Here is a 24,910-nt window from a genome sequence, read left to right as displayed (position 1 = left end):
TGCCTTAAAGCGCTCAGCAAGGCGGCGTTATGCAGGAAGACTGGTTGCCTTTCAAGTAACGTCAACGCAGCTGAGCGTTTTAAGGTAAAGCCCCGGAGGGCGGGCCTTTGGGGCGCACTGGACGGCGTTGCCGCACTCATCAAGGACAACCAGCCTTGATCCTCGCGCGTCGCCTTGCCAGTACGCCCCAAAGACTCCGCTGAGATATTACCCGGTTGTGCAGAGGCTCCTTAATATTAGGCGCGAAATAGGCGCTGATGCTCGCCACTATAAAGCGCGCTATTTTTAAAGTCTGACTCCCCCAATGCCGGCCCGACCAAAATTAAAGCAGAACGCTTTTCGCTTAGCGTTTCTACTTCTTTAGCAATGCTAGACAAGCTGGCCCGCAGTATTTTTTCATCCGAATGACTTGCCCTAAATACCACCGCAACAGGGCAGCAATCTCCGTAGAACGGCGTTAATCGCGCCACCACATCATCGATGGCATGCACCGACAAATGAATAGCCAAGGTAGAACCCGTTTTGGCAAAATTCTCTAAGGATTCAGAACTGGGCATGGCGGATGCGCGGCCTTGAGTGCGCGTAATCACCAGCGACTGCGCTACCTCTGGCAATGTTAGCTCCTGCCCCAACGCCGCCGCAGCCGCGGCAAATGCCGGCACTCCCGGGCAGAGTTGATACGGTATGCCTTCAGTACGCAAACACCGCAATTGCTCTGCAAGCGCCGAGTAAATGGATAAGTCACCGGAATGCAGCCGAGCCACATCTTGGCCCTGCTGATGCGCACGGCGAAGCTCATCCACAATGTCACTCAAGCTCATTCCCGCGGTATTGACCAAGCGCGCCTCTTCAGGGCAATGCACTAAAACATCGTCTGGAATAATAGAACCGGCGTACAAACACACAGGACAGCGAGCGAGAATATTCCGCGCCCGCAGTGTTATCAGATCCGCCGCCCCCGGCCCTGCGCCAATGAAATAAACCGTCATTAATATCGTTCCTTCTCATTTAATGTCTTGTTTGTATGCCAAATGGTGACCGAACGCTGGGGTGTCATGGACTGGAAACCACCTAGAGCCTCGCTACGCTCAACCGCTATTCGACTTAAGTTTCCGCCATAATGTTGGCACGCCGAAATAAGTGCCGCCTCGCCCTCTATTGTCACTGCACTGGCGACAATGCGACCACCAACAGACAACGCTTGCCAGCAGCGTTCTAGCAGGCCATCACTAGTAATACCTCCACCGATAAAAACCGCGCTCGGCGGCGCTAATTCAGCAATCACATCGCCGCAATCTCCCTGCACACAATGCAATTGCGGCAAGCCAAAGCGCTTGGCATTGGCCTGAATATTCAGGCAGCGATCTTCGCGCCGCTCCACCACGGTGGCCGAGTTATGCTGATCCGCCAATAGCCACTCAACAGAGACAGCACCGGAGCCGCCGCCCAAATCCCAAAGATGCTCTCCACCTTTTGGCGCTAAATACGCAAGAATAACCGCCCTTACCTCACGCTTACTTATCTGGCCGTCGTGAATAAAGTCGTCTTCTGGTCGCCCAGCCGAGCGCGACATTCCTGCATCAACGCGGCTAGGCACGCATTCCACCGCCACCGTATTTAGCGCATCGACTTGCGTGTCACGCCAATCTTTTGCGAGTGCTTGCCTACACGTCTCCGCCTCACCACCCATGCGCTGCCACGCCCATAAAGGGCTATTCGCAAACCCCGCCTCGCAGAGTAATTCAGCAAGCCGAGCGGGACTGCTGCCGTTTTCACTTAATACCAATAAGCGTCTGCCGGGCGCAAAAGCACGGCGTAAATTTTCAGGATCGCGCGCCACAAGCGACAGACACAAACAGTCTTGCAGCGGCCACGCCTGCCTCGCCGCCGCCATAGAAAATGCCGACGCGCCGGGTAAGCTACGCATGGCACCATGAGGCAAGTGACGACTTAAAGTTGCGCCAATACCAAACCAGAAGGGATCACCACTAGCCAACACACAAACTTGCTGCCCTTGATGCTTCAATATTTCATCTATGCCCGCTTGTATTGGACTGGGCCACAACATACGACGCTGCCCCACCTGCTCAGGTATATGATGTAATTGACGCTGACTTCCCACTAATATACTGGCTTGCGCTATGGCGGCGCGGCCCTCTTCGGCAATACCAGCCCAGCCCGACTCACTCATGCCGACTAGACTTAGCCACGGTCGAAATAAAGTCTCTGTTTTGCCTGTAGGCAAAGCATCTTGTTGTCGCTTCATTGTAAAATACCGCTCCTTTTTCACGGACGTAATGCGATGCATGTGCTGATCTTAGGTGGCACTCGAGATGCCATGAACTTGGCGGCTGAGCTACTGGCCCGCCCACACTTTAAGGCCACCTACTCTCTGGCGGGACGCACTCGCCGCCCACTGCCTTCCGGCTTGCCGACTCGGCGCGGCGGCTTCGGCGGCCCCAGCGGACTTGCCGATTGGATTAAACGTGAAGGGGTTGATGTCGTAGTTGACGCCACCCACCCCTTTGCCGCGCAAATGTCTGAACATGCCATTCAAGCCTGCCAAGCCTGCAATATCCCACTGGCGAGACTAGACCGCGAACCCTGGCAGCCACAGGACGGCGACCTTTGGCACACTGCGCCAGACCTAGCGAGCGCCGCCGCAGCAATTTACGATCACAGCAAGTCCGGTGACCGAATATTGCTCGCGACCGGCGGCCGCAGCCTTAGCCATTTTGAACACATCAAGCAACGTCACTTCACGGTTCGCTGCGTAGACGCACCAGAGCCCGCGCCCAAATTTGATGACTGGACGCTACTCACTCAGCGCGGCCCGTTCAAGCTAGAGAATGAGCGCCAACTACTGCGCGAACACCGAATAGACATGATTGTGTGTAAAAACTCAGGCGGCGCCGCCGCCGACGCAAAACTGCAAGCCGCGAGAGAACTCGGTCTGCCAGTGCTAATGGTGCAACGCCCAGATGTGCGCAGCGCCGGCCAAGCGTTTTTTCATTACCTCGCCCTAGTTGACTTCTTAGAGTCTTTACACACTAGCAGTGCCATCCCCAGATAATGTTTGGGGATAGTCTCGCGGGCTATACATCCAGCGTCGGTCACCGTGGTCAAAATAACGACTACGGGAATTCCCAATCAATACCAGCGTACTCATATCCACCAGTTCCGGATCGGCCTCAGCGAGGCAGGTGAAGTGTATTCGCTCGTCGTCACGCCCCACCGCCCTTGCAAACACCACCGGCGTATCAGGAGCCAAGGTTTGCGCCAGTAGCGCCAATACTTCTCCCAGCTGCCAAGGCCGATGTGACGAGCGCGGGTTATAAAAAGCCATCGCAAAATCAGCCTCGGCCGCCAGCGCTACTCGCCGGCATATTAGCTCCCAAGGTTTGAGCACATCCGACAGCGACATAACACAGAAGTCATGCCCCAACGGCGCGCCCACCCTCGCCGCCGCTGCTTGAAGTGCAGAAATTCCGGGATAAATTCCGAGCTGCACCGACGACCAACGATCATCCACCGCATCTGCCACGCACTCACAGACAGCTGCCGCCATAGCAAAAATTCCCGGATCGCCACCGGACACCACCGCAACATGTTTACCCTGCGCGGCAAGATCCAAGGCAAAAGCCGCCCGCTGCAATTCCTCGCGATTATCGGAGCTGTGACAAACATGGCCCGCCCCAGCAACGCGCTGTATATAAGGGCCATAACCCACCAAATCGGTGGCCTGCTCAATCAGCTCTGCGGTTTCTGAGCTGAGCCACGCCGCGCCTGCGGGGCCGGTGCCCACTACGGACAAGCGTCCACTCACAGCCGCTCTCCCGACCCCGGAATTAAGACCATGGAGAAGTACGGCGCACTCGCCAAGCTAACATCCGAAAGCGGCATGACTTTCTGATCTGGCAGACTGGCTTTTTCTACATACCAAGCACGATCCGCCATACCCAAGCGCTGAGCTACGCCACGAATTCGTTCCAAATTACTACCCACTTTCATAATCACCGTAGCTTTGCTGCCTGACATACTCGCTTCTAGCGCATCGTCATCGAGCGTACCGGGAATAACCGTAAGCACATCGTCACGCATCACCAGAGGCTGGGGCAGCAAGGCGCCGCAGGCCATAATAGAATTCACGCCGGGCACCACGGTAATCTCAAATCGTGACTTCAAGCGCAGGAACACATGCATAAACGAGCCATAAAAAAATGCGTCGCCTTCGTTGAGCATGGCCACGTCTCTACCCGCTTCAAGCTCGCTCGCCACAGCCTCGGCTGCGCTGTCAAAAAACGCCTCAATACTAAGCCGATACTCGTCACTTTTATGATTCAGCTCGGTAGTAACGGGGTACACCAAAGGCAACTCTATGTGCTCGTTAGTTAAATGCGTGGCACAGTTGTTACGGGCACGACCCAAGCCACCACGTTTACAAAAATAGGCAACCACCGGACACTCACCCAGCAAACGTACAGCTTTAAGCGTAAGTAATTCTGGATCACCAGGGCCAACGCCAATACCGTAAAGATGGCCGTGTTGATGTATTTTTCCCATTGTTATATCTCTCTATCCATAGCTAATGCGTTCACTGCGGCGGCCGCCATCGCGCTACCGCCGCGACGACCGTGCACCGTTATAAAATTTACACCCTGGGTGTTCGCCAGCGCCTGTTTACTTTCTGCAGCGCCAATAAACCCCACGGGGAATCCTAAGATTGCAGCCGGCTTAGGGCCGCCATTTGCGATTAAATTTAATAGATGGAATAAAGCAGTAGGCGCATTGCCAATCGCCACTACCGCCCCCTCTAATTGCTCGCCCCACAAACCTAATGCCGCAGCACTGCGGGTGTTGTGTATCTCTGCGGCGAGGCTTGGCACGCGACTGTCTCGCAGGGTGCAAATTACGGGGTTTTGCGCAGGCAAACGCGCGCGGGTAATGCCATGAGCAAGCATTTCGCTATCGCAAAAAATTGGTGCGCCGCTGGCTAAGGCTACCCGAGCTGCCGTGCCCGCCGCCGGTGAAAAATCTAAATCCTCTACAACATCAATCATTCCGGAGGCATGAATAATTCGCACTGCGCAGGTTTCCATATCCGCTGGCAAATGGGCGAGCTTGGCTTCGCGGCGAATGGTCGCGAAGGACTCCTGATAAATAAACTGTCCATCGCGAATATAGTCGTGTGGCTCGTTCACATTCTTACTCCAATGACTGAGGCTCCGGCCCCTAAAAGATGACTTGTTGGGCAAGGTCACTAATACTTTGCTATGCCCGCTGCGCTAATACGCCTTAATTTTTTGAATTTTTTACCGCTAAATCGCCTAGCTATTTATTCATGGGCGTAGCCGACTAATTTCCCCGCCCGATCTACCGCGCAAACATCCACGCCGATACTTGCGGGTAAATACGATCTAGCGACGACTAATGCCATTTCGGCGATATGATTACCTAAGGGTATGTCCTGCTGTTGGCAGTACCCCAAGGCTTCAATACTGGTATTGGAATTGCGTACCGCCTCTTGTAAAGACAGGTCGCCACCTAAGTCCGCGACCTGCTGTGCAAGCCATGCAAAATCAATATCGCAGCGGCGGCTATGGGTATCTAAATTTCCCTGCGCAAATTTACCGATCTTGCCAAAGCCAGCGCATAGACTCAGAAAGCCAACCGGATTACGCCGGAGGTATTTAAGAACAGCGCCGAAGAGATCACCCATTTCAACAATCGCCGCGTCACAAAGGCCGTAGCGCTGTTGGGCATAGCTTTCACTGGTGCCACCGGTGCAGGCCGCGATGTGATCAATCGCATTGGCTCCGGCCACATCAATCGACTGGTGAATAGAGGCGATATACGCGGAGCAGGAAAATGGCCTAACAATGCCCGTGGTGCCCAACACTGACAAGCCACCGACAATACCCAAGCGGCCATTCATGGTTCTGAGTGCAATGCGCTCGCCATTGTCGATACCAACAGTCACCCGAAAGCCACCACGGTAGTCAGCCTCGTCGGCTAATTGCTGCAAATGATCGCGAATCATTTGCCGTGGCACTGGGTTAATTGCCGGCTCGCCAACCGGTATCACTAGGCCTTTACGGGTAACTGTTCCCACGCCGGCACCGGCGATAAATTGCACCCCAGGCTCGGCTCTTAAAATCACTTCTACCCACAATCTGGCGCCATGAGTTGCATCCGGATCATCACCGGCATCTTTGATGACACCGGCAACCGCAGCTCCTTGATCAAGCTTTAAATCAGCTATCGATAACTGACGATAACTGCCACCCGGAAGTCTAATGGAAGCAACATCGGTACTTTGACCTAATAATAATTGCCGCGTGGCAGCCACGGCGGCAGCCGTTGCGCAGGCACCCGTTGTTAAGCCGGTGCGTAGCTTCCCCCGATTCTCGCCAGACTCAGGGCGCAACGAAGCCGCCGACGTCATCAGAATTTATTCCGACTAGACATGATCTGACCGCGTTGGCGGGCCGCAAAGACGGCGCAAATATCATTAAGGCTAACTGCGTGTAAGCAGAACACGACACAGCACTCCGTTCAAATGCCACTATAGGCAAGCGGTAAAGCGCTACGACATAGGTAGGGGGATAACAGGCGGCGGGACAGCGACAACAATGCCAAAGGAATAAACCTACCGGCCTGTCGTCGCCCACCGCAACGCTCGGCTAAACTTTCAGGTCGGTCTCCGGGCTTATGAGTGAGCCTAGGCTCAAAGTGATCGCCTTCCCATGCTTTTTAGCACAGTGGCGTAGAGATCACTCTTATACTCAATTACCGTTGCGGGGGCAGCGCCGGAATGCAAACCTCAGCGAGGTGTTCACCGGCTTCCTATTTAATCCTGAGCTTATGAAAAACTGCAGGAGACCTGAAGGAGGCGAGACAGTAGCAGAGTGATCTAAACAGGTCAAATACACTGTATACAAAGCATCCTGCAATTCGTGAGCACAATGCCTCACAAGGGTTGACGCAGGCGCCAACGCAGGCGAAACACCAGTAATACAGCCGCAGAACTAAGCCCCGCAAACAAGCCCAACCAAAAGCCGCTGGGACCCATTGCGGGCAGCAGTATATTAGTCGTTGCCAACACATAGCCAATTGGCAAACCCACGCCCCAATACGCAAATAGTGTGAGCAGCATAGGAATAGTGGTGTCTTCAAATCCGCGCAGGCAGCCGTTGGCGGTGACCTGAATAGCATCAGACACTTGATACAGCGCTGCAAATAGGAGCAGGTAGCTTGCTAGGACAATAACCTCTGCGTTGTCGGTGTAAATTAAGGGAATTCTGTGTCGACCAAGCACCAACACAGACACCATCAATACACCAATCACCAGAGTAATTTTAAAGGCGACAGCAATCGCGACCCGCAGTCCGGCATCGTCTTGACGCCCCCGCGCATGTCCAACACGGGTGGTAGCCGCCAAGGCGAAACTGAGCGGCAGCATAAATACCAATGAGGTGAAATTAAGCGCTAGCTGATGACCGGCAACAATTTCGGCACCGGACTGACTGATCAATAAGGCAATAATGCAAAACACGCTCACCTCAAAGAAAATCGTTAAACCGACGGGAAAGCCGAGCCTCAGTAAATAGGTGACGGTTTTAGGCTCCCAGTGCCAGGGGCGCAAAGAAAGGCGCGCCATGCTGTAAGCACGGTGGCGATGCACATAGACCAGCATTAGTATCGCCATAATCCACATGACTATCGCGGTTGCCCAGCCACAACCCACGCCGCCCATGGCAGGAACGCCGAGTTTGCCGTAAATGAGCACATAGTTAATTGGGATATTCGCTAAGAGCCCAACCACGCTAATAAGTAACACCGGCCGCGTATGACTTAGGGCTTCGGTGTAGCTGCGCAGCGCCAAGACAACCGCAATAGCAGGCATACCCCAGCTCAAGCCAAACAGGTAATCGACTACCATCGGGCGTATCGCGGGATCGACATCCATCCAAGTGAGCAGCGGCGCAACATTGCACAGAATAAACACCGACACGATACCGAGCGCCACAGCGACTGCGACAACCTGATGCACCAAGGGATTAATACGATCGAGCTGATTGGCGCCAACGTGTCGCGCCAATACCGAGGTGGCGCTCATCAGCATACCTGTCATAAATAGAAACACTGGCACCCAAATACTGGCGCCCACGGCAACGGCTGCTAAATCGAGTGCCGAAACCCTGCCTGCCATCACTGTGTCGACAAAACCATTGGCAGATTGCGCCAGTTGGCCGCCAAAAATGGGCAGTGCCAATTTCAGCTGGGTTCGCAGTTCGTGACGGGCTGTAACAGACATGGATTTACCGATGCAAAAAACCGCCACACTCTAGCCTAGGGCGACGCGACTCGCAAATAATTCGAAATTTTTAGGGTAAATAGAACACGCAATTTTCACGGCAGGCCAACATCACCGATAAACGAGGAATTTTCGCTTATAACCCACAATAAAATAGGAATTAAGATATTGCGCTACCCCTACACCTGCCCACTACGAATGCCAACACCCACCTTAATTCACTTACCCACCCAGAACTCTGACATTATTGACAAATATTTTAGCCAAAAATGGCAAAGCCTATTCTTTTCTGCCTTTCACCTTGCTCAACAAAACAAAAAATATACTTTAAAAACAAAAACTTAAAAAAATACACATTGAATTTTAAGCCCTGGTGCGAGACTTGCTATTACACGGTGTGACAACAGTAATGAAAGAGCTCACGCACGGGGATAGAAACACTTCACCAGCAAGCGCTCTCGCTGGTCAGATGTTTTTCACTAAACGACATTAAAGGATTATTCTCATGACAATTCGTATAAATGATACCGCACCGAACTTTACAGTAGACTCAACCGCTGGCGAACTTACACTTCATGAATGGATTGGTGATTCCTACGCGATCTTATTTTCCCACCCAAAGGATTTCACTCCGGTTTGCACAACCGAATTTGGCGCCGTAGCCCAGCTTGTCCCTGAATTTATTAAACGTAACACCAAAGTAATGGGCGTATCCGTAGACACCGTTGAAGAACATATAAAGTGGAAACGCGACATTGAAGCCTTTGCTGGCGCCCCCGCCGATTTCCCTATCATCGACGACACATCACTGCAGGTATCAAAGCTATACAATATGCTTCCCGCCGACGCCTATCTAAGCGATGGCCGAACTCCCGCTGACAGCGCCACCGTAAGAACTGTTTTCATCATTGGCCCAGACAAAAAAATCCGTCTTACCATGTCTTACCCCATGTCGGTAGGCCGCAATTTTGCGGAAATTTTGCGCGCTCTCGACGCCATTCAAATTACCGACGGCGCCCCGATTGCCACACCAGCCAACTGGGTAGCGGGGCAAGATGTGATCGTAGGGCTCAGCCTGAGCGATGAACAAGCAAAAGAGAAATTTGGCGAGGTAGACATAAAACTACCTTATCTACGATTCGTATCAGCGGCAAAAAGTTAATAAGAGGCTTTCCACGAGCCGGCTTTGTTGAATTAGGAAAAACATTCGACGCGCAGCGCAGATCACCTGCACTGCGCGTATACTCAGCAAAACCTCAACACCTTTCATTCGGTGAAGCCCCTGAGTAGAATGTTTTATTACAAGGACGCAGAGCCATGTAGGCCTTACCCGAAAAGGCTTACATTCTCATAACCAAGCATTAACTAAAGGTATGAATTTAATGTCTGCATTAACACCGAAAAACAAGATCAGCGAGCAAAAACCGCTCAGCTTTTTTGAAATTGTAGGGCAAGCTTTGTCGTTAATGTTCGCCTTACAAAACAAAGAAGGCCGTAAAAAAATGATGGATTTAGCTGAAGACAAGCCGCTAGTCGTTGTTATATCTGGCATAGTTGCAATGTCAATTTTCTTCACCACCTGCTTTGTAGGCTCTCAGCTCGTTCTTCATCTTGCACTGGGCAGCTAGTAGCGACGGTGCTTTTTATATTTAAGCACCCAAGCGACACCACCCGAACCATTCGCGCGCTTTTACCCTTATACAGAAATTCGCGATACATCAGCCCCCACCAACGACAACTAGCCCGCGTGAATGGTTTTCAGCGCAAAAAAGGCCCCGCAGCGACGCTGCGGGGCCTTTTAAAAACATCACAAACACTGTGTATTATGAGCACGCCCTCAATTAAGCACCTTGTTATACATGGCGCAATTAGGGCACGCCCCCTTTAGACCATATTTCTGATTTCCACCACTGGATCAACATCAGCGTCATAGTCAACACCGTCAATCTCAAAACCAAATAGGCGTAGAAATTCGCGCTTGTAGCCTGCAAAGTCAGTCGTCGCCATTAAGTTCTCTGTGGTCACGTCATCCCACATTTTTTCGACAGCAGCCTGAATCTCTGGACGCATTTCTAAGCCATCCGCGCGCAAACGGCCTTCTTCGTCTTTAATCGGCGCATCACCGTAGAGGCTATTTTTGAACAGACCATACACCTGCTCAATACAACCCTCATGACTACCGTCCGCCTTCATGGCTTTAAACAGCAGGGCCAAATACAGTGGCATGACCGGAATCGCTGAGCTAGCTTGTGTCACAACAGCCTTCAAGACCGAAACGCGTGCATCACCGCCGGTGCGGGCAAGCTTCTCGCGAATGCTGATAACGCGCTTATCGAGGTCTTTCTTGGCCGCGCCAATAGTGCCATGCCAGTAAATGTCCCAGGTTAATTTGTCGCCAAGGTAGGTGTAAGCTGTGGTTTTAGCGCCATCGGCCAATACGCCAGCCTCATCTAAGGCATCTATCCACATCTGCCAGTCTTCACCACCCATTACCGCGACGGTGTTGTTAATCTCGTCTTCGTTGGCCGCAACCAAGGTAAAGCTTTCAATGGTTTCTTTATCGGTATTTACGCCGCGCTGGGTGACATCTTTACCAATGGGCTTGAGTGTTGAATTAAACACCTCACCGGTTTTAGGGTGCTGACGACGTGGCGAGGCCAAGCTGTAAACCACTAAATCGACCTGCCCAAGGTCTGCCTTAATTTGCGCAATGGTCTTTTCTTTGATCGCATCAGAAAAGGCATCGCCATTAATGCTTTTTGCATAAATGCCTTCAGCCTCAGCAAATTTGTGGAAGGCTGCCGAGTTATACCAACCCGCTGTTCCTGGCTTTTTCTCGGTACCTTCTTTTTCAAAGAAAATACCTAGCGTGGAGGCACCAGCACCAAATGCTGCGCTAATACGCGAGGCCAAGCCGTAACCCGTAGAGGCACCAATCACCAGCACCCGCTTGGGGCCATTTGGGATGGCACCTTGAGCTTTTACGTAGTCTATCTGCTGAGCTACGTTGGCCTCACAACCAACTGGGTGGGTTGTGACACACATAAATCCGCGCACACGAGGCTTGATGATCATAGGGAATCCCTGCTCCAAATAAATTAAGCGTGTTTTGGGTCTGTTAACAGGCCCTAGTTTGGCGGGCATTATAACCAGCCTTGCCGGCGAGCACTAATACTCAACGTCAACATTGCGAAAGCGCGCCGAAACAACCTCATCCGTTTAACGGATGCTATGCCCGCGCCGATTAAAATAAGATTGCCTACAATTAGACCTAAACCGTACACCACCGCCCAAGCAACTATCAGCGTTTATATCCGCGCCTATCGCAAACCAAATAGGTGCTCCGCTAGTGCTGCCATACAATCTAATAATTAGGGTTCACCATGAGTCAAACCAATAAAACCACCGCTACCACGCCGCGCAACTCTAAAGACATTACCCACTGGGACATTGAGACAGATATCGCCATTATCGGTTTTGGCGGCGCAGGTGCATCTGCCGCGATCGAATCAGCCGATGCCGGCAGTAAAGTCAGTATTTTTGAGCTGGCCAGTGCCAGTGGCGGCTCTACCGCATTATCGAGCGCCGAGATTTATATGGGTGGCAATGGCGGCACACCAGTGCAACAGGCCTGCGGCTACCATGACGATACCGAAAACATGGTGAACTATTTAAAGGCCTGCTTCGGCAATCAGGCTGACGAGGCCAAAATTCGCCATTACTGTGAAAACAGCATTGGTCATTACAATTGGCTGACTGGGCTTGGCGTGCCATTCAAATTAAGCGAGCTGAAAGAGCGCGCGATCATGGCGCTCACCGACGACTGTTTATTATTCACCGGCAACGAAAAAGCCTATCCCTTTACCGAACACGCCAGCCCCGTACCCCGAGGCCACAACCTTCAAGTAGAGGGCGACAACGGCGGCCCGCTGCTGATGAAAATCCTCACCGAGGCGGTCAATTCACGGGCGGTAGACGTTCATTACGACAGCCGCGCCCTAACTCTAATTGTGAACGACGCCGGCGACGTCGACGGTATTGTGGTGAGAATCGACCAGCAAGAAAAAAACGTAAGGGCGCGCAAAGGCGTGATTTTATGTGCCGGTGGCTTCTGCATGAACGAAGACATGGTCAAGAAATACGCCCCTACCTTTGACTGCGGCTTAATCCCTATTGGCAATCCTGGCGACACCGGCAGCGGCATCCTGATGGGCATGGGTGCGGGTGCAGGCACTAGCAATATGCACGAGTGCTTTGTCAGCCTCCCCTATTACCCACCGGCATCGCTAACTTACGGCATTTTGGTCAATGACAAGGCCCAGCGCTTTATCAATGAAGACTGTTACCACGGTCGCGTGGGATACAACGCCCTGATCGCGCAACGCAATTCATCGCGCATCTACTTTATTACCGATGTTGAGGGCTATGGCGATTACGAAAAAATGAGCTACCTCGGCGCAACGGTCGCAGGAACTGGCGATAGCATTGCCGAATTAGAACAAGAGCTAACCCTGCCTGAAGGCAGCCTGCAATACACGGTAGATACCTATAACAAACATGCAGAAACCGGCGACGACCCATACTTTCACAAACACGAAGCGTGGTTACGCCCCATCAAACCCCCTTACGTGGCCTTGGACTGCACCCTAGGTCGCGGCCCCTTCTATCCCTTCTTTACCCTAGGCGGCCTAGACACACTCCCAAGCGGCGAAGTACTCACACCAGAAGGCAACATCATCAAGGGTCTATATGCGGCAGGTCGCACTACCGCAGGTATTCCGCGCACTGCGGCAGGTTATGCCAGCGGCATGTCGGTTGGCGACGTGACCTACTTTGGCCGCATGGCGGGCAAAACAGCATCCCTCTGAGTAGCAGCGTTCGCCTAGCTAGCAGCTTGTATGAGCTGCTAGCGCTGTAGGTATAATCAGCCATACCACCCTCCAACTTGAGGCGCCACAATAGACCGCTATCATAGTGGCTGCCACTTTATGCGCAGCAAAAGCATGTACCGTACAGATATCGCTATCGAATTTGATCCGCCGCTACTATTCGACACTCACAACAAACGTCATAAAATTTGTAAATGCATGAGCAGCTCCGAAGAACAGAATATTGCGACTCTGATAGAGCAACACAAAACCTCCAAGGTAGGAAGCCTGCATTGGGTACACTGGCTTATCGTCGCGCTATCACTACTAATGACTATTGGCGTTTGGCAGTATTCAAAAATACAAATTCAGGAAAAAAATGAAAATCGATTTCATCGCGAAGCCGATCAAGTCATTACCTTAATTATTGAGCGCCTGCAAAAATACGAAGACGCGTTATGGTCTGGCGTAGCAAACATTCAATCTCACGGGGGCAGCGTTAGTTTTTCTCAGTGGAATAGTTTTGCGACTGCATTGCGGCTACCTGAAAAATATCGCGGCATAAACGGCATCGGTGTTATTTTCAATGTGCCAGACACAGAACTAGCCGATTATCTAGATTCCCAACAAGGCGATCGACCAAACTACGGCATCCACCCCAAACACGAAAACCCTTACCGACTACCTATCACCTATATAGAGCCAATCGCCGAAAATGCCAATGCCGTCGGTCTAGATGTCGCCCACGAACAAAACCGCTTGAATGCAGCACTTAAGGCAAGAGATAGCGGAAAAGCACAAATTACCGGGCCAATTTATTTGGTTCAGTCTACCGAGCGCACACCCGGATTTTTATTTTACGCACCGTTCTATCGCTCCAATGGCGCAGCAAGCGCCACTCCACTAAATGTACCCGAACGCCAAAAGCAATTCTCAGGCATGGTGTACGCGCCGTTTATTGTTAACAAACTCATGCTGGGTACACTTGAAAAAGCGCGCCGCCACGTTGGAATCACCATTCGCGACGACGATTTTACGCTTTACAACGAGAACAATAGTGATGACCAACGCTTCGACAAGAATCCGCAATTTGAACAAACGTTTCCATTAGATATTTACGGGCGACAATGGCAAATTACAATTAGAAGCACCACCGACTTTAGAGATGAAGCAAAAAATTCTCAGCCGACATTCATACTGCTTGGCGGCATACTAATCGATGCCATGTTGTTTTTCTTATTTCTTATACTAAGTAACGCAAATCGCCGCGCCACCTTACTGGCAAATGAAATATCTAAGGGCTACCAAACTAAATCATTAGAACTGGAACACAACATAAAGCAATTGCGAGAAAGCAATAAAGAACTAGAGCAATTTGCTTTTGCTGCCTCCCACGACTTGCAAGAACCATTGCGCACATTAACCAGTTTTACAGAATTGCTAAAATCAGAGCTCGAAGATAAAGACAACTCGCCCCATGTACAGGCGTCTATTCAATACATCAACGAAGCGGCTGAGCGAATGCGAAGACTTGTCTTAGGCTTGATGTCTTACAGCAGAATAGGTCGCGAACCAGAATTAGCAACGGTGGACTGCGAGAAACTATTAGACAATGTGCTAGCCGATTTAGACAGCAGCATCAATGAGCACCAAGCGGAAATAAGCCGCTCCAGATTACCGACCATAAAAGCGTATTCAACCGAATTACATATGCTTTTTCAAAATTTAATTAGCAATGCCATAAAATTTAGTAAGCCTAATTCCACTCCCCACATTTCCGTAAGCTGTAAAGACGACGGCGGCAATTGGCTTTTCTCAATACAGGACGACGGCATTGGTATTGACCCTCAGCAGTTTGATCATATTTTTTTACTATTCAAACGGCTACATGCGCAACACGACTATCCCGGTAGCGGAATAGGTTTAGCAAAGTGCAAAAAAGTTGTCACGCTGCACGGCGGTGAGATTTGGATACATTCAGAGGCAAATGCGGGTACGACCTTCTTCTTTACAATTCCTAAAACGATTTAACGTAGCGAAGTAGATATTTCAATACACAAATATTAGCCCAAAAAAAGCCCGCGCAAGCGCGGGCTACATTTATAAAATACCAATTACAAAATATTGCCAAGATTGATTAATTGCGTTTCGCCATTGCTGTCTTCAACGCCATCATTATCGTTAACCATTAGCAAATCACCATTGCTCAACAAGGCTGTGCCTTCAATTTTTTCTGTGACTAGACCGCCGGTAGCCTTCATATCGAGCAACACATCGCGCACCAAGGTTTTGGTGACAATTGCACCGTCTGCCAAGACACTGGTATCAAACTTATACAAGCGCTTGATCGCTGCATCTGGTCCGCCTTGGTTATCGCGTTCTATCACTAAAAACTCACCATTGCCGATGGACGTGATTTCAGACAAACCTACCCAGCCACCGTTTTGCGATTCTGGCGCATCCAAGGGATAAAACAGGAATGACCATGTTGCGTTTGCGATATCGTAAATGCCGACACGAACATTGGCTTCACCCTGCCATGCGCGCTGGAAAGCAACATAGAGCTTACCTTGATATTCCGCGACTCCTTCAAATCCATTGTTGCGCTGAATAGCATTGACAGCATCTGGCAAGGTAACGGCTTGGGTGACAAGACCATTAGCATCGGTTTTCACAAGCACGTTCATACTGGCAACGGGGCCGTCAATTGCGTTTCCTGAACCTTCTGACGCTATCCAAAAGCTGCCATCCGCTAGTTTAGCCACACCTTCTGGATCGATATTAACGGTCTTATCTGCGTTGATTGCGGAGGCGGGTAATACGCCGGCGGGCAATGCAGCCAATACACCGTTGCCATCGGTAATACGCGTTTCTTTGGTGATTACCGCAGGCTGCTCACTGACATCGATTGTAAATATGCGATTCTGCTTGTAGTAGCTGTCATCCACCGCGTAAATCAGATCGCTATTTGAGGGATCAGCCGACAATCCCGACAGTGCGCTCCAGGAAATTGGCGAGCCGTCTGCACGATCATTCGATACGATTGTTGGGTACGCTTGTGGCGCAGAACCATACTGATAAATATTTAGCGCTGAGCGCATCACATCATCACGACTATCTTCTTCGCTGGCAACAACCAAGAGGTTACGTGAAGGAATCGCCAAAGCGCCCTCTGGCCCAACTGCCGCAGGTAATAATTGTTTGAATACCGGCTTAGTTAAATCTGCCACGTCATAGACAAATACCACACTAGAACGCTCGGAGTTTACGAACAAATAGCGCTCGCTACCAAATACCGCAAACTCGGCGTTCTCTGGCTCATTACCTTTATTTTCAGAGCGCGACTCTGGATAGTGCCCATAGCGAGCCGTTATATGATCTAGGCTATTGCCGGCCTCATAAACCACATCACCAGCGGTACTAAATACACTGAAGCTGCGGCTGCCTCCGTCGAGATCACCCTCGTTAGCAGTAACAAAGTATTCAGTAGACAACCAACTTACACCGTCAGGTTCGCGCAGCACATCATCCAAAGATTCAGTTTGCGAAATTAGATCGTCTTCCGTAGCGTCTACGCCCGTCAAATCTACGGTGCCAGCGCTAAAGTGATTAACAATGCTGCCATCGGCGAGATTGAGCAAAATAATATGGTTATTTTCTTGAAGCGAAATTACCGCGACATTATTCGCGTTGATATCGACAAACTCCGGCTCTGGGTCATTGCCATATAATTCTGCTAGCCCAGTGAGTTCTATCGTTTGTGTCGTCCATGCGGCGGGTTCGCCAGTCAAATTTACAATAACAACTTTACCAGCGGGTAGCTGTGGTGGAGCGCCGTCACCGAGGTCTTCGTCACGCTCGTTTTCGATAACCACGACAGCGTAATTCCCGTCTGGGCTAACGGCAACAGAATCCGGCTGACCGCCAACATCAATACTGCGCACATTGCTACGACTTGCGATATTAATGACGTCTAAGGCTCCAGACACATTGATATAATCTGCAGCAGTATTAACACCAACCAATGCATAATCGCCTTTTACAGCAACTGAAGTTGGCTCACCAACCAAACCTAACACGCCTAACACACTCGGTTTAGATGGGTCAGTAATATCGACAAAGCCGACACGCTCTGCTGGGCTGTCGGTATAAATCAGTGTCATACCGTCGCTACTTGCGGCAACTATTTCTGCAGCAGTAGTTTCATCGGAATCACAACTTGCATCGTCTTGTAAGCAAACGGGCAAGGCGGCAATACGATTAAAATTCTTTGCTTCGTTTAACACGGTTGGCGCGCATGCAAATGTACTGCTCAGCACTTCGCTATCATCTAGAACATTGTTGGCGTTGCTATCCGTACCGGAATCAGTTTGCACGCCGCCGCTAAAGCAATGCTCATTACCTGCTAAAAGATTAATTTCGCGAGTTAGATTACCGCCGCCATTGTCATTATTGGACTTCGAGTTGCTGTCACCACCACAGGCAACCAAAAACGAAGTCCCTACGATAATCCCCAATGCCAAAGCTGTCTTTTTAAAATGCATTTTTCCTCCAGTAGTTACACGCGAAATATTAATCGCGTGAGACTACTATTGGATTGCGACAAAACGCTGACAGTTATGTGTCAGTAAAATGGAGTTTATATGACAGCAGAGCTTATTACTGAGATAGAAAAGAAAAGACGCGCTGACAATGAAATGTCAGGGCGTCTATAAAATTAGTCTTGATAAGCGCAGATATGTTTTGCCGCTTGATAAGCAAAGGTCATTGCTGGCCCTAAAGTTGAGCCCGGACCGGGATAGGTAGGCAATACCGCTGCACTGCAATTGCCAATTGCATACAAGCCGTCGATGACGCTACCGTCTTCTTTTAAGACCTGCGCATTAGGGTTGGTCGCCAAACCACCCTGGGTTCCAAAATCCCCCGCCTCTAGGCGCATCGCATAAAAAGGCGCTTCTTCAATAGCCCCTAAGCAGGGATTTGGTTCAAAGCGCGGATCGCCGTAATACCGGTCATAGGCCGAATCACCACGTTGAAAATCTTCATCCTTACCTGTTTTTGCATAGGCATTCATTTTGGCCACGGTCTTTTCAAGATTGTCGCCATCAATACCAAGCTGTTCGGCGAGCTCGCGAATCGTCGCAGCCTTTCCGACCAGCTTCGTTTCAAACCACTCTTTGGGAATTGTCCAGTCGGGTTTCAAGGAGGCGGTCATTAAGGGGCCGACAATATAGTCGCGACGAAAACGGGCATCAAAAATTTGGTACATCGGAGAGCATGGTGACTCCGCACTGTGTTGCTTATAAAGGTCTTTTTGAAAGGCCATGTAATTTTGCGATTCATTGGCAAAACGCTCGCCGCGCAAATTTACTATGCAAGAACCGGGATAAGACTTTTCCATAATACTTAAGCGGGGCGCGGGCTCACCCGGCACCGATACCGTGGTACACCACCATGCTCCATCCATTAAACGCGTAGCAGCACCTATGGCCAAACCTTGCTGAATGGCATCGCCGGTATTGCCCTCTACACCACCACTCCAATCGGTGCTGGTAGGAGCCGGTAAATATTTCTCCCGCATGGCTTGATTACGCTCAAAGCCCCCCGCCGCCAGCACGAGCCCTTTTCTTGCTTGCACGCGCAAGGATTTACCATCTCGCATCACCACCGCGCCAAGCACACGGCCATCCTCAACGATTAACTCTTGCATCGGCACACTCGCCCACAGCGGTATATTTCGCTTTTTAAGCGAATACCACAATCTAGCCACGCCGGCTGCGCCGGTACAAATTTGGCGACTTAGTCCGTTACCCCGCAGCCACCAAGCAAGATCGAAAGCCCATTGAGCAACAAGCTTCATGGTGAGTTTAATCCAGCCGGGGGCTTGCAATACCAATAATGCTGCCTCGACCTGGGTGAAATAAATTTTGCCAAACATGCGCATCATGTGATGGCTAGGGCGCAGACGTTTTACATCATCACCCAATAAGGACGAATCAAAGCGCTCTGGTTCCATTGAGCGATGACCGGTGCGGGAGCCTTCAACATTGGTGTAATAATCGGGGTAGTGTTCTAGGGTTTCATAGCGCACATCACTGCACTCATGAAGAAAATCAATCATCTTGGGGCCGTTGACAAGATAAGCGTCAACCATCTCCTCGGGCACAGCACCTGCAGGCGTTGTGCTGAGCAAATACTGCTTAGCATCGTCAAAACTGTCTTTGGCCCCCGCCGCCTTCGCGTAGCGATTGCAGGGAATCCACACACCGCCACCGGAGGTCGCGCTGGTGCCACCAATTTGAGCTGACTTCTCGACCACCAACACGTCCTGCACGCCCATTTCGTAACAGCTCAACGCCGCTGTCAAAGCGCCGTTACCACTGCCTACGACCAGTACGTCGACACTGTGATCCCATTTGATTTCGGCCATTTATTATATTCCCGCCCTGTTTGATGCCAGCAAGCTCACCGCGATAGTATGAGGATGATAGTCGCCATCATAAACCGCTGCTGCCCTCCCCCCTATCATCCGTCTGTATTAGTGATTACATAGCGCGACCAAATCGACCTCGCAAAAGAAACACAAAATGGACTAAGATGACTGTAAACCTGCATATAAATAAACGTTTAGACTCTATTTTCGGGTAATTAGCGACGCCACCATGACACTACAAGATGCTGTTAGCGACATCATGAGCACCCCCGTCGTCACCGTAGAAATGGACGACAGCCTCCGCGAAGTCCGCCACATTTTTGCCAACACCCACTTTCATCATTTGTTGGTTGCAGAAGAACAGCGCCTAGTCGGGATTCTTTCTGACCGAGATTTATTCAAAGCTATTAGCCCACGATCAGGCACCCCTGTGGAATCTAGCGCTGATGCAGCACTACTTAACAAAAAAGTGCATCAAATTATGACAAGAAAGCCAATTACGGTGACCGACACTGACAATATTGGTGATGCCTGGACGGTATTAGAACAACATGGCCTGTCCTGCTTACCGGTTGTCAACGCGAAGAGCGCGCCCGTTGGCATTATTAGTTGGCGGGACATTCTAGCCGCCGCCCGCACTATCATCAGAGATCACGACTAAGCAATTAAACCCAATCGCTACAATCGCTTTAATGGATAAATACGTAGCAAGGCCTCTAGGACAAAATGAGATACGCCTTCGCAAAGAACGAAGAATGCCTATATAAACTCGCGGAAAATCTTATTTCATTGTAATACTATGGACAGATAGCACTCACTCATTCCTGCAATAAACGTGGTTCCAACATGTCGCCGAAAAAATCCTCCGTCACAGCCTCTTTGTATCAGCGTTATGTAGAACGCGCTATCGCTCAGCATGGCAGCTTAGCTGAGATAGAAGGCAAACTACCCAAGCCTTTAAGCAAGGCCGCGTTAGCAAACATTAAAGACGATAGATATTTGGCAGAGATGGCGGCCTGTGTTTTCCGCGCGGGCTTTGTGTGGCGAATCATCCAATTAAAATGGGAAGGGTTTGAAACCGTATTTAATCACTTTCTGCCTATTTGGGTGGCGTCAAGATCCCCAGAGGAAATCGAAACTATCGCCACCGACACTCGTATCGTACGCAATTTAACCAAGGTAAAGTCCGTTCAGGAAAACGCCTTATTCATATTAGATACTCAACGCGAACACGGCAGCTTCGGAAAATTTCTAGCAGAGTGGCCAGAAGACAATATCGTCGGCTTGTGGAAATACCTGAAGAAGCACGGTAACCGTTTAGGCGGCAATTCCGGGCAATATTTTTTACGATTTATGGGGAAAGACACCTTTATACTCAGCCGTGACGTGTGTACCGCCTTACATGCAGAAGGTATCGTCGACAAAACCCAAATCACCAGTCAAAGCGATCTTGCCAAAGTACAGGCTGCTTTTAATGAGATGCGTGCCGAAAGCGGCCGCTCCCTGTCTGAATTAAGTATGATTTTGGCTTTATCTATAGGCCCACGCTAAGCACATAAACTCTTCGCAATTCGATCGCAGATTTTCATATTAACGTCATAACTCTGTGGCAATGTGACGTTTTTGCTAAACTGCAAGCGAAGGATCTATACCGTGGTGCACGCCGTCAGCGCAGACGACAGTCTGAGCATCCAAAATATTATCCACAGTCGTCGCTTACACAGCGTATATCAAGCCATTATTGATACGCGTGACTTGTCGATTATTGCCTACGAAGCGCTGACCCGCGGGCCAATAGGCCCTATGCAAAGCCCATTGCGATTATTTGACCAAGCTCAGCGCTGCGAAATGACCGCAGACTTAGAGTTTTTGTGCTTAGAACTTGCCTGCGCCAATTTCAGAGCCGCATCTACGCAAAAGCTATTTCTAAATATTCACCCACATATTTTGTTTGAGCCGCAATGCAAAGCCTTGCTGCTCAATAGTATCGATGCCAACCCCAGCCTTGCGCCGCACAATATTGTATTGGAGCTCAGCGAGAGGGAAATAATCACCAATTTTGACGCATTCCAAGCAGTGTTACAGAGCTACCGAGATTTCGGCTTTGGTATTGCTATAGATGATCTTGGCGCCGCTTATTGCGGCCTACATCGCTGGTTGGAACTACAACCAGATTTTGTAAAACTTGATCGCCACTTTAGCCAAGACATCCACATCAATCACCACAAAGCGGGTTTTATGCGTGGGCTGATCGCCCTATGCACATCGACAAATGCCGAGCTGATTGTTGAGGGCATTGAATTAAGGGAGGAGGCTGAGCTTTTACACAGCTTGGGTGTTCGACTAATGCAGGGCTATTACTTTCATCGCCCGGGAAATATTATTGGCCAAAGAGTAAACGTCTCCAGCTTTAGCAACAACGAACTGCAAGCCCTTAAAACGCCCATTGAAGCCCACAATAATATCACCGCACTCATTAGCCCCAGCCAGACATTAAACATCGATACGCGCCTCGATAAGGTCATCGAAGCGTTTCACACGCAATCCGATCTCAATGCCATCCCCCTTATTGATAGCAATGACCTTGCGATGGGAATTATTACCCGCCGGCAAGCCCTCGACATATACACGAGGGAATTTGGACGCGAACTCAATAGCCGCAAACCAATACGCCACTTTATGGACACTGCGCCCTTGATCGTTGAATCCATTACTTCTTTAGAAGAAGCAAGCTACCAATTAACCAACAATATTAGCGAAGATTTAATTCAGGAATTTATCGTCTGCGAGCAAGGCCGATATATTGGTATTGTAAAAACAATCGACCTCTTAAGAACAATTACAGAACAGCAAATTCGCAGCGCCCGCTACGCCAATCCTCTCACTTTACTGCCCGGCAACGTGCCTATCAGCGAGACCATTTCCCGCCTATTGCTACAGCAGGCAAACTTTTGGGTTGCCTACTGCGATATTAATCATTTCAAAGCATTTAATGACGTTTACGGCTACAGCCAAGGCGATGCAGCCATAACCGTGTTAGCAGATGTCATAAAAGCCCATTGCGATACGACGACCGACTTTATTGGCCACGTTGGCGGCGACGATTTTATTATCGTATTTAATTCAAAATCGCCCGAATCAAACTGCGCCGCAATCTGCCAGAATTTTCAACAGGAAGTGCTGTGCCTATATGACAAAAAGGCCCTTGAGGATGGCGGAATTTGCAGTTCCGACCGAAGCGGTAATACGACGTTTTACGCAACGATGAGTTTGTCGATCGGCCTAGTACACCCAGATCCCACAAAAGTAACGTCGGCCCATGCCGTCAGCGCACTGGCGAGCGACGCCAAAAAAGAAGCTAAAAAATTAGCAGACGGCGGCGTTTACCTATCACGTCGCCGCCACTAATTACTCAACTATATTAACAATACGCTCTAGTGAGCGTGGGCAACAACCCCCACCTGCGGCATATTCGCCAGTCCAATTTCACGGGCGTGCTCTTCAAAATCTTTGTTTTTCCAAAAGAAAGCACCGGGCATTGTGGTTGGAATAACCAACACATAAAACAGGGCGCGGCCGATAATTGCAGTTACACCAGCTAACAAACACAGCAACAATGCCGCGCTAATAGTTAGAGCAGTTGGTGCCAAAGTTAGCAATACGCCGGCGGCACACACGTTCAGCAACAGCAAGGCATTCCGCAGCACATAGCTTTTACCAAACACAGTACACTGAATATAGTGCGACACGCTGCCTTCATTATTGGCCGTATCCATCGCTGCGGCATGCCGCCATAGACCTAAGCCTTCTAGCGCGCTACCTAATACAATCCCTGCGAGTGCGATGGTAAACAGTTGCGCAAAGTCACCGCCAATCACCATAAATGTTGGTACGCCAACTAACCCCACCAAAACACTGCCCAACGTAATTGCGGTGCCGAAAAAGGAACTTGCAGTCTGCCAATGATTCCAAAACGGACGCGCAGGTATACGGTAGCAACGGTACATATAATACAAACCTACCACCGCCGCGATTAAGGCCAAATAGCCACTTACAGCAGCAATAATCTCGAAGCGCCCCCAATCACCGATTAACTGTATAAATAGTTGATTGCTAGGTAGCATCGCCAATAAGTGAATGCCAGCAAATACCATATACAGCAGCATACCCAAACCTTCGCGGCAAACCGGCGAATGACGTAAATTATTAAACCCGCGATAAAAACGCCAAGGCTTACCAAGATGCGTTGCCGACATTAGCATGCCGATTCCCGCCAAACCTACCGTCGCCGCCATAAGCGGGATATACATGATCGAATCACGGAGTGCCTGCAAGCTTTCTACGCCAAATTGCGCACCCCAAAACGCTAAGAAAAAAGCGCCTATTGAGGTTTGACTTACCAAGGTAAAAATCACGAGGGGATTTTCACGTGAGCTTAATTTAGACAAGCTCCACTTTTTGTCGATGCCTTTTTTCTGGTCAACCACCGGACGGTATTGCCCGTCGTCACCCTTGTGATATTTGACCGCCATGCCATCTGTGCGAGTCACTTCGTCTGGCATATTTTTAATTTGCTGGAAGCGAATATTCGGATGGGTAATTTCAGGATCAGGGAAACCGGGAATGCTCACCTTAGCCTGCTCGCGGTTTTCCGGTAGATCATCAACCACGCCGAAATTGAGTGCATTACCCAAGCACGCTGACACACACGCCGGTTTAAGATTAACTTCTAAGCGATCCACACACATATTGCACTTAGACACCTGCCCCTTTATCGGGTCAAGCTGCGGCGCATTGTAAGGACATACCCATGTGCAATAACCGCAACCAAAGCAGGTTTCTGGATCTTGTAGCACCGCACCGTACTCAACATGCTTGGTGTAAGCCCGTGTAGGGCAGCCTTTCAAACAAACAGGATCATCACAATGGTTACAGGCCATTGAGATATTCATACGTTTAAAATCTGGGTAGGTACCGCCCTCTACATAACCCACCGAACGAAAACTAATGTGCGCAGGGTTGTCATTTTTTTCGCTGCAGGCAGCCTCGCAGGCATGGCAACCAATACAATTGTCAGCGGTAAAATGAAAGGCGTGCTGCTTATTCCGATTGGGATTGTTACCAACCCCTGGTTCCTCATTAATAAACATTTCTCGACCAGCAGGAAGTGCTCCACCAGTACGAGCGATCAGATCAATAGGCGCCTCATAATAATTTACCGCTGGCGCGGTGGACTCCTTTAAAAAGGCATATCCCGGTTCGTCGTCTCTTACTTTCCACATAATTACTGCC

19 protein-coding genes and 1 riboswitch are annotated in these 24,910 nt (G+C 50.1%); of the genes, 8 read left to right on the top strand and 11 right to left on the bottom strand.

Annotated features, from left to right (window positions below; genetic code table 11):
- Positions 1-236: 236 nt before the first annotated feature.
- Positions 237-989, bottom strand: coding sequence for a precorrin-4 C(11)-methyltransferase (gene cobM / locus C0068_RS06500; RefSeq protein ID WP_103683673.1), 753 nt, complete (start codon positions 987-989; stop codon positions 237-239).
- Entirely contained in the window at positions 989-2,266 is a 1,278-nt protein-coding gene (gene cbiE, locus C0068_RS06495; protein ID WP_158249930.1) for a precorrin-6y C5,15-methyltransferase (decarboxylating) subunit CbiE, read from the bottom strand. The genes cobM and cbiE overlap by 1 nt, the downstream gene beginning before the upstream one ends.
- 36 nt (positions 2,267-2,302) lie before the next feature.
- Between cbiE and C0068_RS06490 the strand changes: the two genes are divergently transcribed.
- Positions 2,303-3,073, top strand: a complete 771-nt coding sequence (locus C0068_RS06490; RefSeq protein ID WP_103683671.1) for a cobalt-precorrin-6A reductase — start codon at positions 2,303-2,305, stop codon at positions 3,071-3,073.
- On the opposite strand, the gene cobJ is transcribed toward C0068_RS06490, so the two are convergent.
- The 5 genes from cobJ to C0068_RS06465 form a co-directional block, all read right to left on the bottom strand.
- Positions 3,044-3,826 (bottom strand): precorrin-3B C(17)-methyltransferase, encoded by a 783-nt coding sequence (gene cobJ / locus C0068_RS06485; RefSeq protein WP_103683670.1) that lies wholly within the window; start codon positions 3,824-3,826, stop codon positions 3,044-3,046. The two genes, C0068_RS06490 and cobJ, sit on opposite strands and share 30 nt — an antisense overlap.
- A complete protein-coding gene (locus tag C0068_RS06480; protein ID WP_103683669.1) occupies positions 3,823-4,563 on the bottom strand; it encodes a precorrin-2 C(20)-methyltransferase in 741 nt (246 codons plus the stop codon). Before C0068_RS06480 ends, cobJ begins: the two co-directional genes overlap by 4 nt.
- A gap of 2 nt (positions 4,564-4,565) precedes the next feature.
- A complete protein-coding gene (locus tag C0068_RS06475; RefSeq protein WP_103683668.1) occupies positions 4,566-5,201 on the bottom strand; it encodes a precorrin-8X methylmutase in 636 nt (211 codons plus the stop codon).
- Between the two features lie 134 nt (positions 5,202-5,335).
- Positions 5,336-6,445, bottom strand: a complete 1,110-nt coding sequence (locus tag C0068_RS06470; RefSeq protein WP_103683667.1) for a cobalt-precorrin-5B (C(1))-methyltransferase — start codon at positions 6,443-6,445, stop codon at positions 5,336-5,338.
- A 232-nt stretch (positions 6,446-6,677) separates the two neighbouring features.
- A riboswitch (cobalamin riboswitch) is annotated at positions 6,678-6,902 on the bottom strand.
- A gap of 68 nt (positions 6,903-6,970) precedes the next feature.
- Positions 6,971-8,317 (bottom strand): MATE family efflux transporter, encoded by a 1,347-nt coding sequence (locus C0068_RS06465; RefSeq protein WP_103683666.1) that lies wholly within the window; start codon positions 8,315-8,317, stop codon positions 6,971-6,973.
- Between the two features lie 505 nt (positions 8,318-8,822).
- Here C0068_RS06465 and C0068_RS06460 point away from each other — a divergent pair.
- A complete protein-coding gene (locus C0068_RS06460) occupies positions 8,823-9,479 on the top strand; it encodes a peroxiredoxin (protein WP_103683665.1) in 657 nt (218 codons plus the stop codon).
- A gap of 220 nt (positions 9,480-9,699) precedes the next feature.
- Positions 9,700-9,945, top strand: a complete 246-nt coding sequence (locus tag C0068_RS06455; RefSeq protein WP_146047847.1) for a hypothetical protein — start codon at positions 9,700-9,702, stop codon at positions 9,943-9,945.
- Positions 9,946-10,201: 256 nt separating this feature from the next.
- Here C0068_RS06455 and fabV read toward each other — a convergent pair whose 3' ends face one another.
- Positions 10,202-11,392: an enoyl-ACP reductase FabV gene (gene fabV / locus C0068_RS06450; RefSeq protein ID WP_103683700.1), complete on the bottom strand. Its 1,191-nt coding sequence runs from the start codon at positions 11,390-11,392 to the stop codon at positions 10,202-10,204.
- A gap of 308 nt (positions 11,393-11,700) precedes the next feature.
- On the opposite strand from fabV, the gene C0068_RS06445 reads away from it, so the two are divergent.
- The gene (locus C0068_RS06445) at positions 11,701-13,185 is read left to right on the top strand and encodes an FAD-dependent oxidoreductase (protein WP_103683663.1); all 1,485 of its coding nucleotides are present in this window, start codon (positions 11,701-11,703) and stop codon (positions 13,183-13,185) included.
- A gap of 120 nt (positions 13,186-13,305) precedes the next feature.
- The gene (locus C0068_RS06440; protein ID WP_103683662.1) at positions 13,306-15,216 is read left to right on the top strand and encodes a CHASE domain-containing protein; all 1,911 of its coding nucleotides are present in this window, start codon (positions 13,306-13,308) and stop codon (positions 15,214-15,216) included.
- 83 nt (positions 15,217-15,299) lie between these two features.
- On the opposite strand, the gene C0068_RS06435 is transcribed toward C0068_RS06440, so the two are convergent.
- A complete protein-coding gene (locus C0068_RS06435; protein WP_103683661.1) occupies positions 15,300-17,729 on the bottom strand; it encodes an esterase-like activity of phytase family protein in 2,430 nt (809 codons plus the stop codon).
- Positions 17,730-17,902: 173 nt separating this feature from the next.
- Positions 17,903-19,615, bottom strand: coding sequence for an FAD-binding protein (locus C0068_RS06430; protein ID WP_103683660.1), 1,713 nt, complete (start codon positions 19,613-19,615; stop codon positions 17,903-17,905).
- A gap of 232 nt (positions 19,616-19,847) precedes the next feature.
- Here C0068_RS06430 and C0068_RS06425 point away from each other — a divergent pair, with 232 nt between their 5' ends.
- From C0068_RS06425 to C0068_RS06415, 3 genes are all read left to right on the top strand, one after another.
- Positions 19,848-20,279 carry a CBS domain-containing protein gene (locus C0068_RS06425; protein WP_199176124.1) on the top strand — a complete coding sequence of 144 codons (432 nt, stop codon included), beginning with the start codon at positions 19,848-19,850 and terminating at the stop codon, positions 20,277-20,279.
- 185 nt (positions 20,280-20,464) lie between these two features.
- Positions 20,465-21,169, top strand: a complete 705-nt coding sequence (locus tag C0068_RS06420) for a DNA-3-methyladenine glycosylase I (RefSeq protein ID WP_103683659.1) — start codon at positions 20,465-20,467, stop codon at positions 21,167-21,169.
- A 102-nt stretch (positions 21,170-21,271) separates the two neighbouring features.
- The gene (locus C0068_RS06415; RefSeq protein WP_158249929.1) at positions 21,272-23,026 is read left to right on the top strand and encodes a bifunctional diguanylate cyclase/phosphodiesterase; all 1,755 of its coding nucleotides are present in this window, start codon (positions 21,272-21,274) and stop codon (positions 23,024-23,026) included.
- 26 nt (positions 23,027-23,052) lie between these two features.
- Here C0068_RS06415 and C0068_RS06410 read toward each other — a convergent pair whose 3' ends face one another.
- Complete coding sequence (locus tag C0068_RS06410; protein ID WP_103683657.1) at positions 23,053-24,900, bottom strand: DmsC/YnfH family molybdoenzyme membrane anchor subunit; 1,848 nt, start codon at positions 24,898-24,900, stop codon at positions 23,053-23,055.
- Positions 24,901-24,910 lie beyond the last annotated feature (10 nt).

Source organism: Zhongshania marina (genome assembly GCF_002915595.1).
Classification (GTDB): domain Bacteria; phylum Pseudomonadota; class Gammaproteobacteria; order Pseudomonadales; family Spongiibacteraceae; genus Spongiibacter; species Spongiibacter marinus_B.
The sequence above is the reverse complement of the archived record's forward strand: the minus strand, read 5'-3'. Positions and strand labels throughout refer to the sequence as shown.

Bases quoted from the DNA above. Each gene is read 5' to 3' on its own strand.
- C0068_RS06460 (WP_103683665.1), top strand. From the start codon at position 8,823: ATGACAATTCGTATAAATGATACCGCACCGAACTTTACAGTAGACTCA.
- cobM (WP_103683673.1), bottom strand. From the start codon at position 989: ATGACGGTTTATTTCATTGGCGCAGGGCCGGGGGCGGCGGATCTGATA.
- C0068_RS06445 (WP_103683663.1), top strand. From the start codon at position 11,701: ATGAGTCAAACCAATAAAACCACCGCTACCACGCCGCGCAACTCTAAA.
- C0068_RS06425 (WP_199176124.1), top strand. From the start codon at position 19,848: ATGACACTACAAGATGCTGTTAGCGACATCATGAGCACCCCCGTCGTC.
- C0068_RS06420 (WP_103683659.1), top strand. From the start codon at position 20,465: ATGTCGCCGAAAAAATCCTCCGTCACAGCCTCTTTGTATCAGCGTTAT.
- C0068_RS06490 (WP_103683671.1), top strand. From the start codon at position 2,303: ATGCATGTGCTGATCTTAGGTGGCACTCGAGATGCCATGAACTTGGCG.
- C0068_RS06480 (WP_103683669.1), bottom strand. From the start codon at position 4,563: ATGGGAAAAATACATCAACACGGCCATCTTTACGGTATTGGCGTTGGC.
- fabV (WP_103683700.1), bottom strand. From the start codon at position 11,392: ATGATCATCAAGCCTCGTGTGCGCGGATTTATGTGTGTCACAACCCAC.
- C0068_RS06435 (WP_103683661.1), bottom strand. From the start codon at position 17,729: ATGCATTTTAAAAAGACAGCTTTGGCATTGGGGATTATCGTAGGGACT.
- C0068_RS06465 (WP_103683666.1), bottom strand. From the start codon at position 8,317: ATGTCTGTTACAGCCCGTCACGAACTGCGAACCCAGCTGAAATTGGCA.
- cbiE (WP_158249930.1), bottom strand. From the start codon at position 2,266: ATGAAGCGACAACAAGATGCTTTGCCTACAGGCAAAACAGAGACTTTA.
- C0068_RS06440 (WP_103683662.1), top strand. From the start codon at position 13,306: ATGCGCAGCAAAAGCATGTACCGTACAGATATCGCTATCGAATTTGAT.
- C0068_RS06410 (WP_103683657.1), bottom strand. From the start codon at position 24,900: ATGTGGAAAGTAAGAGACGACGAACCGGGATATGCCTTTTTAAAGGAG.
- C0068_RS06455 (WP_146047847.1), top strand. From the start codon at position 9,700: ATGTCTGCATTAACACCGAAAAACAAGATCAGCGAGCAAAAACCGCTC.
- C0068_RS06470 (WP_103683667.1), bottom strand. From the start codon at position 6,445: ATGACGTCGGCGGCTTCGTTGCGCCCTGAGTCTGGCGAGAATCGGGGG.
- C0068_RS06430 (WP_103683660.1), bottom strand. From the start codon at position 19,615: ATGGCCGAAATCAAATGGGATCACAGTGTCGACGTACTGGTCGTAGGC.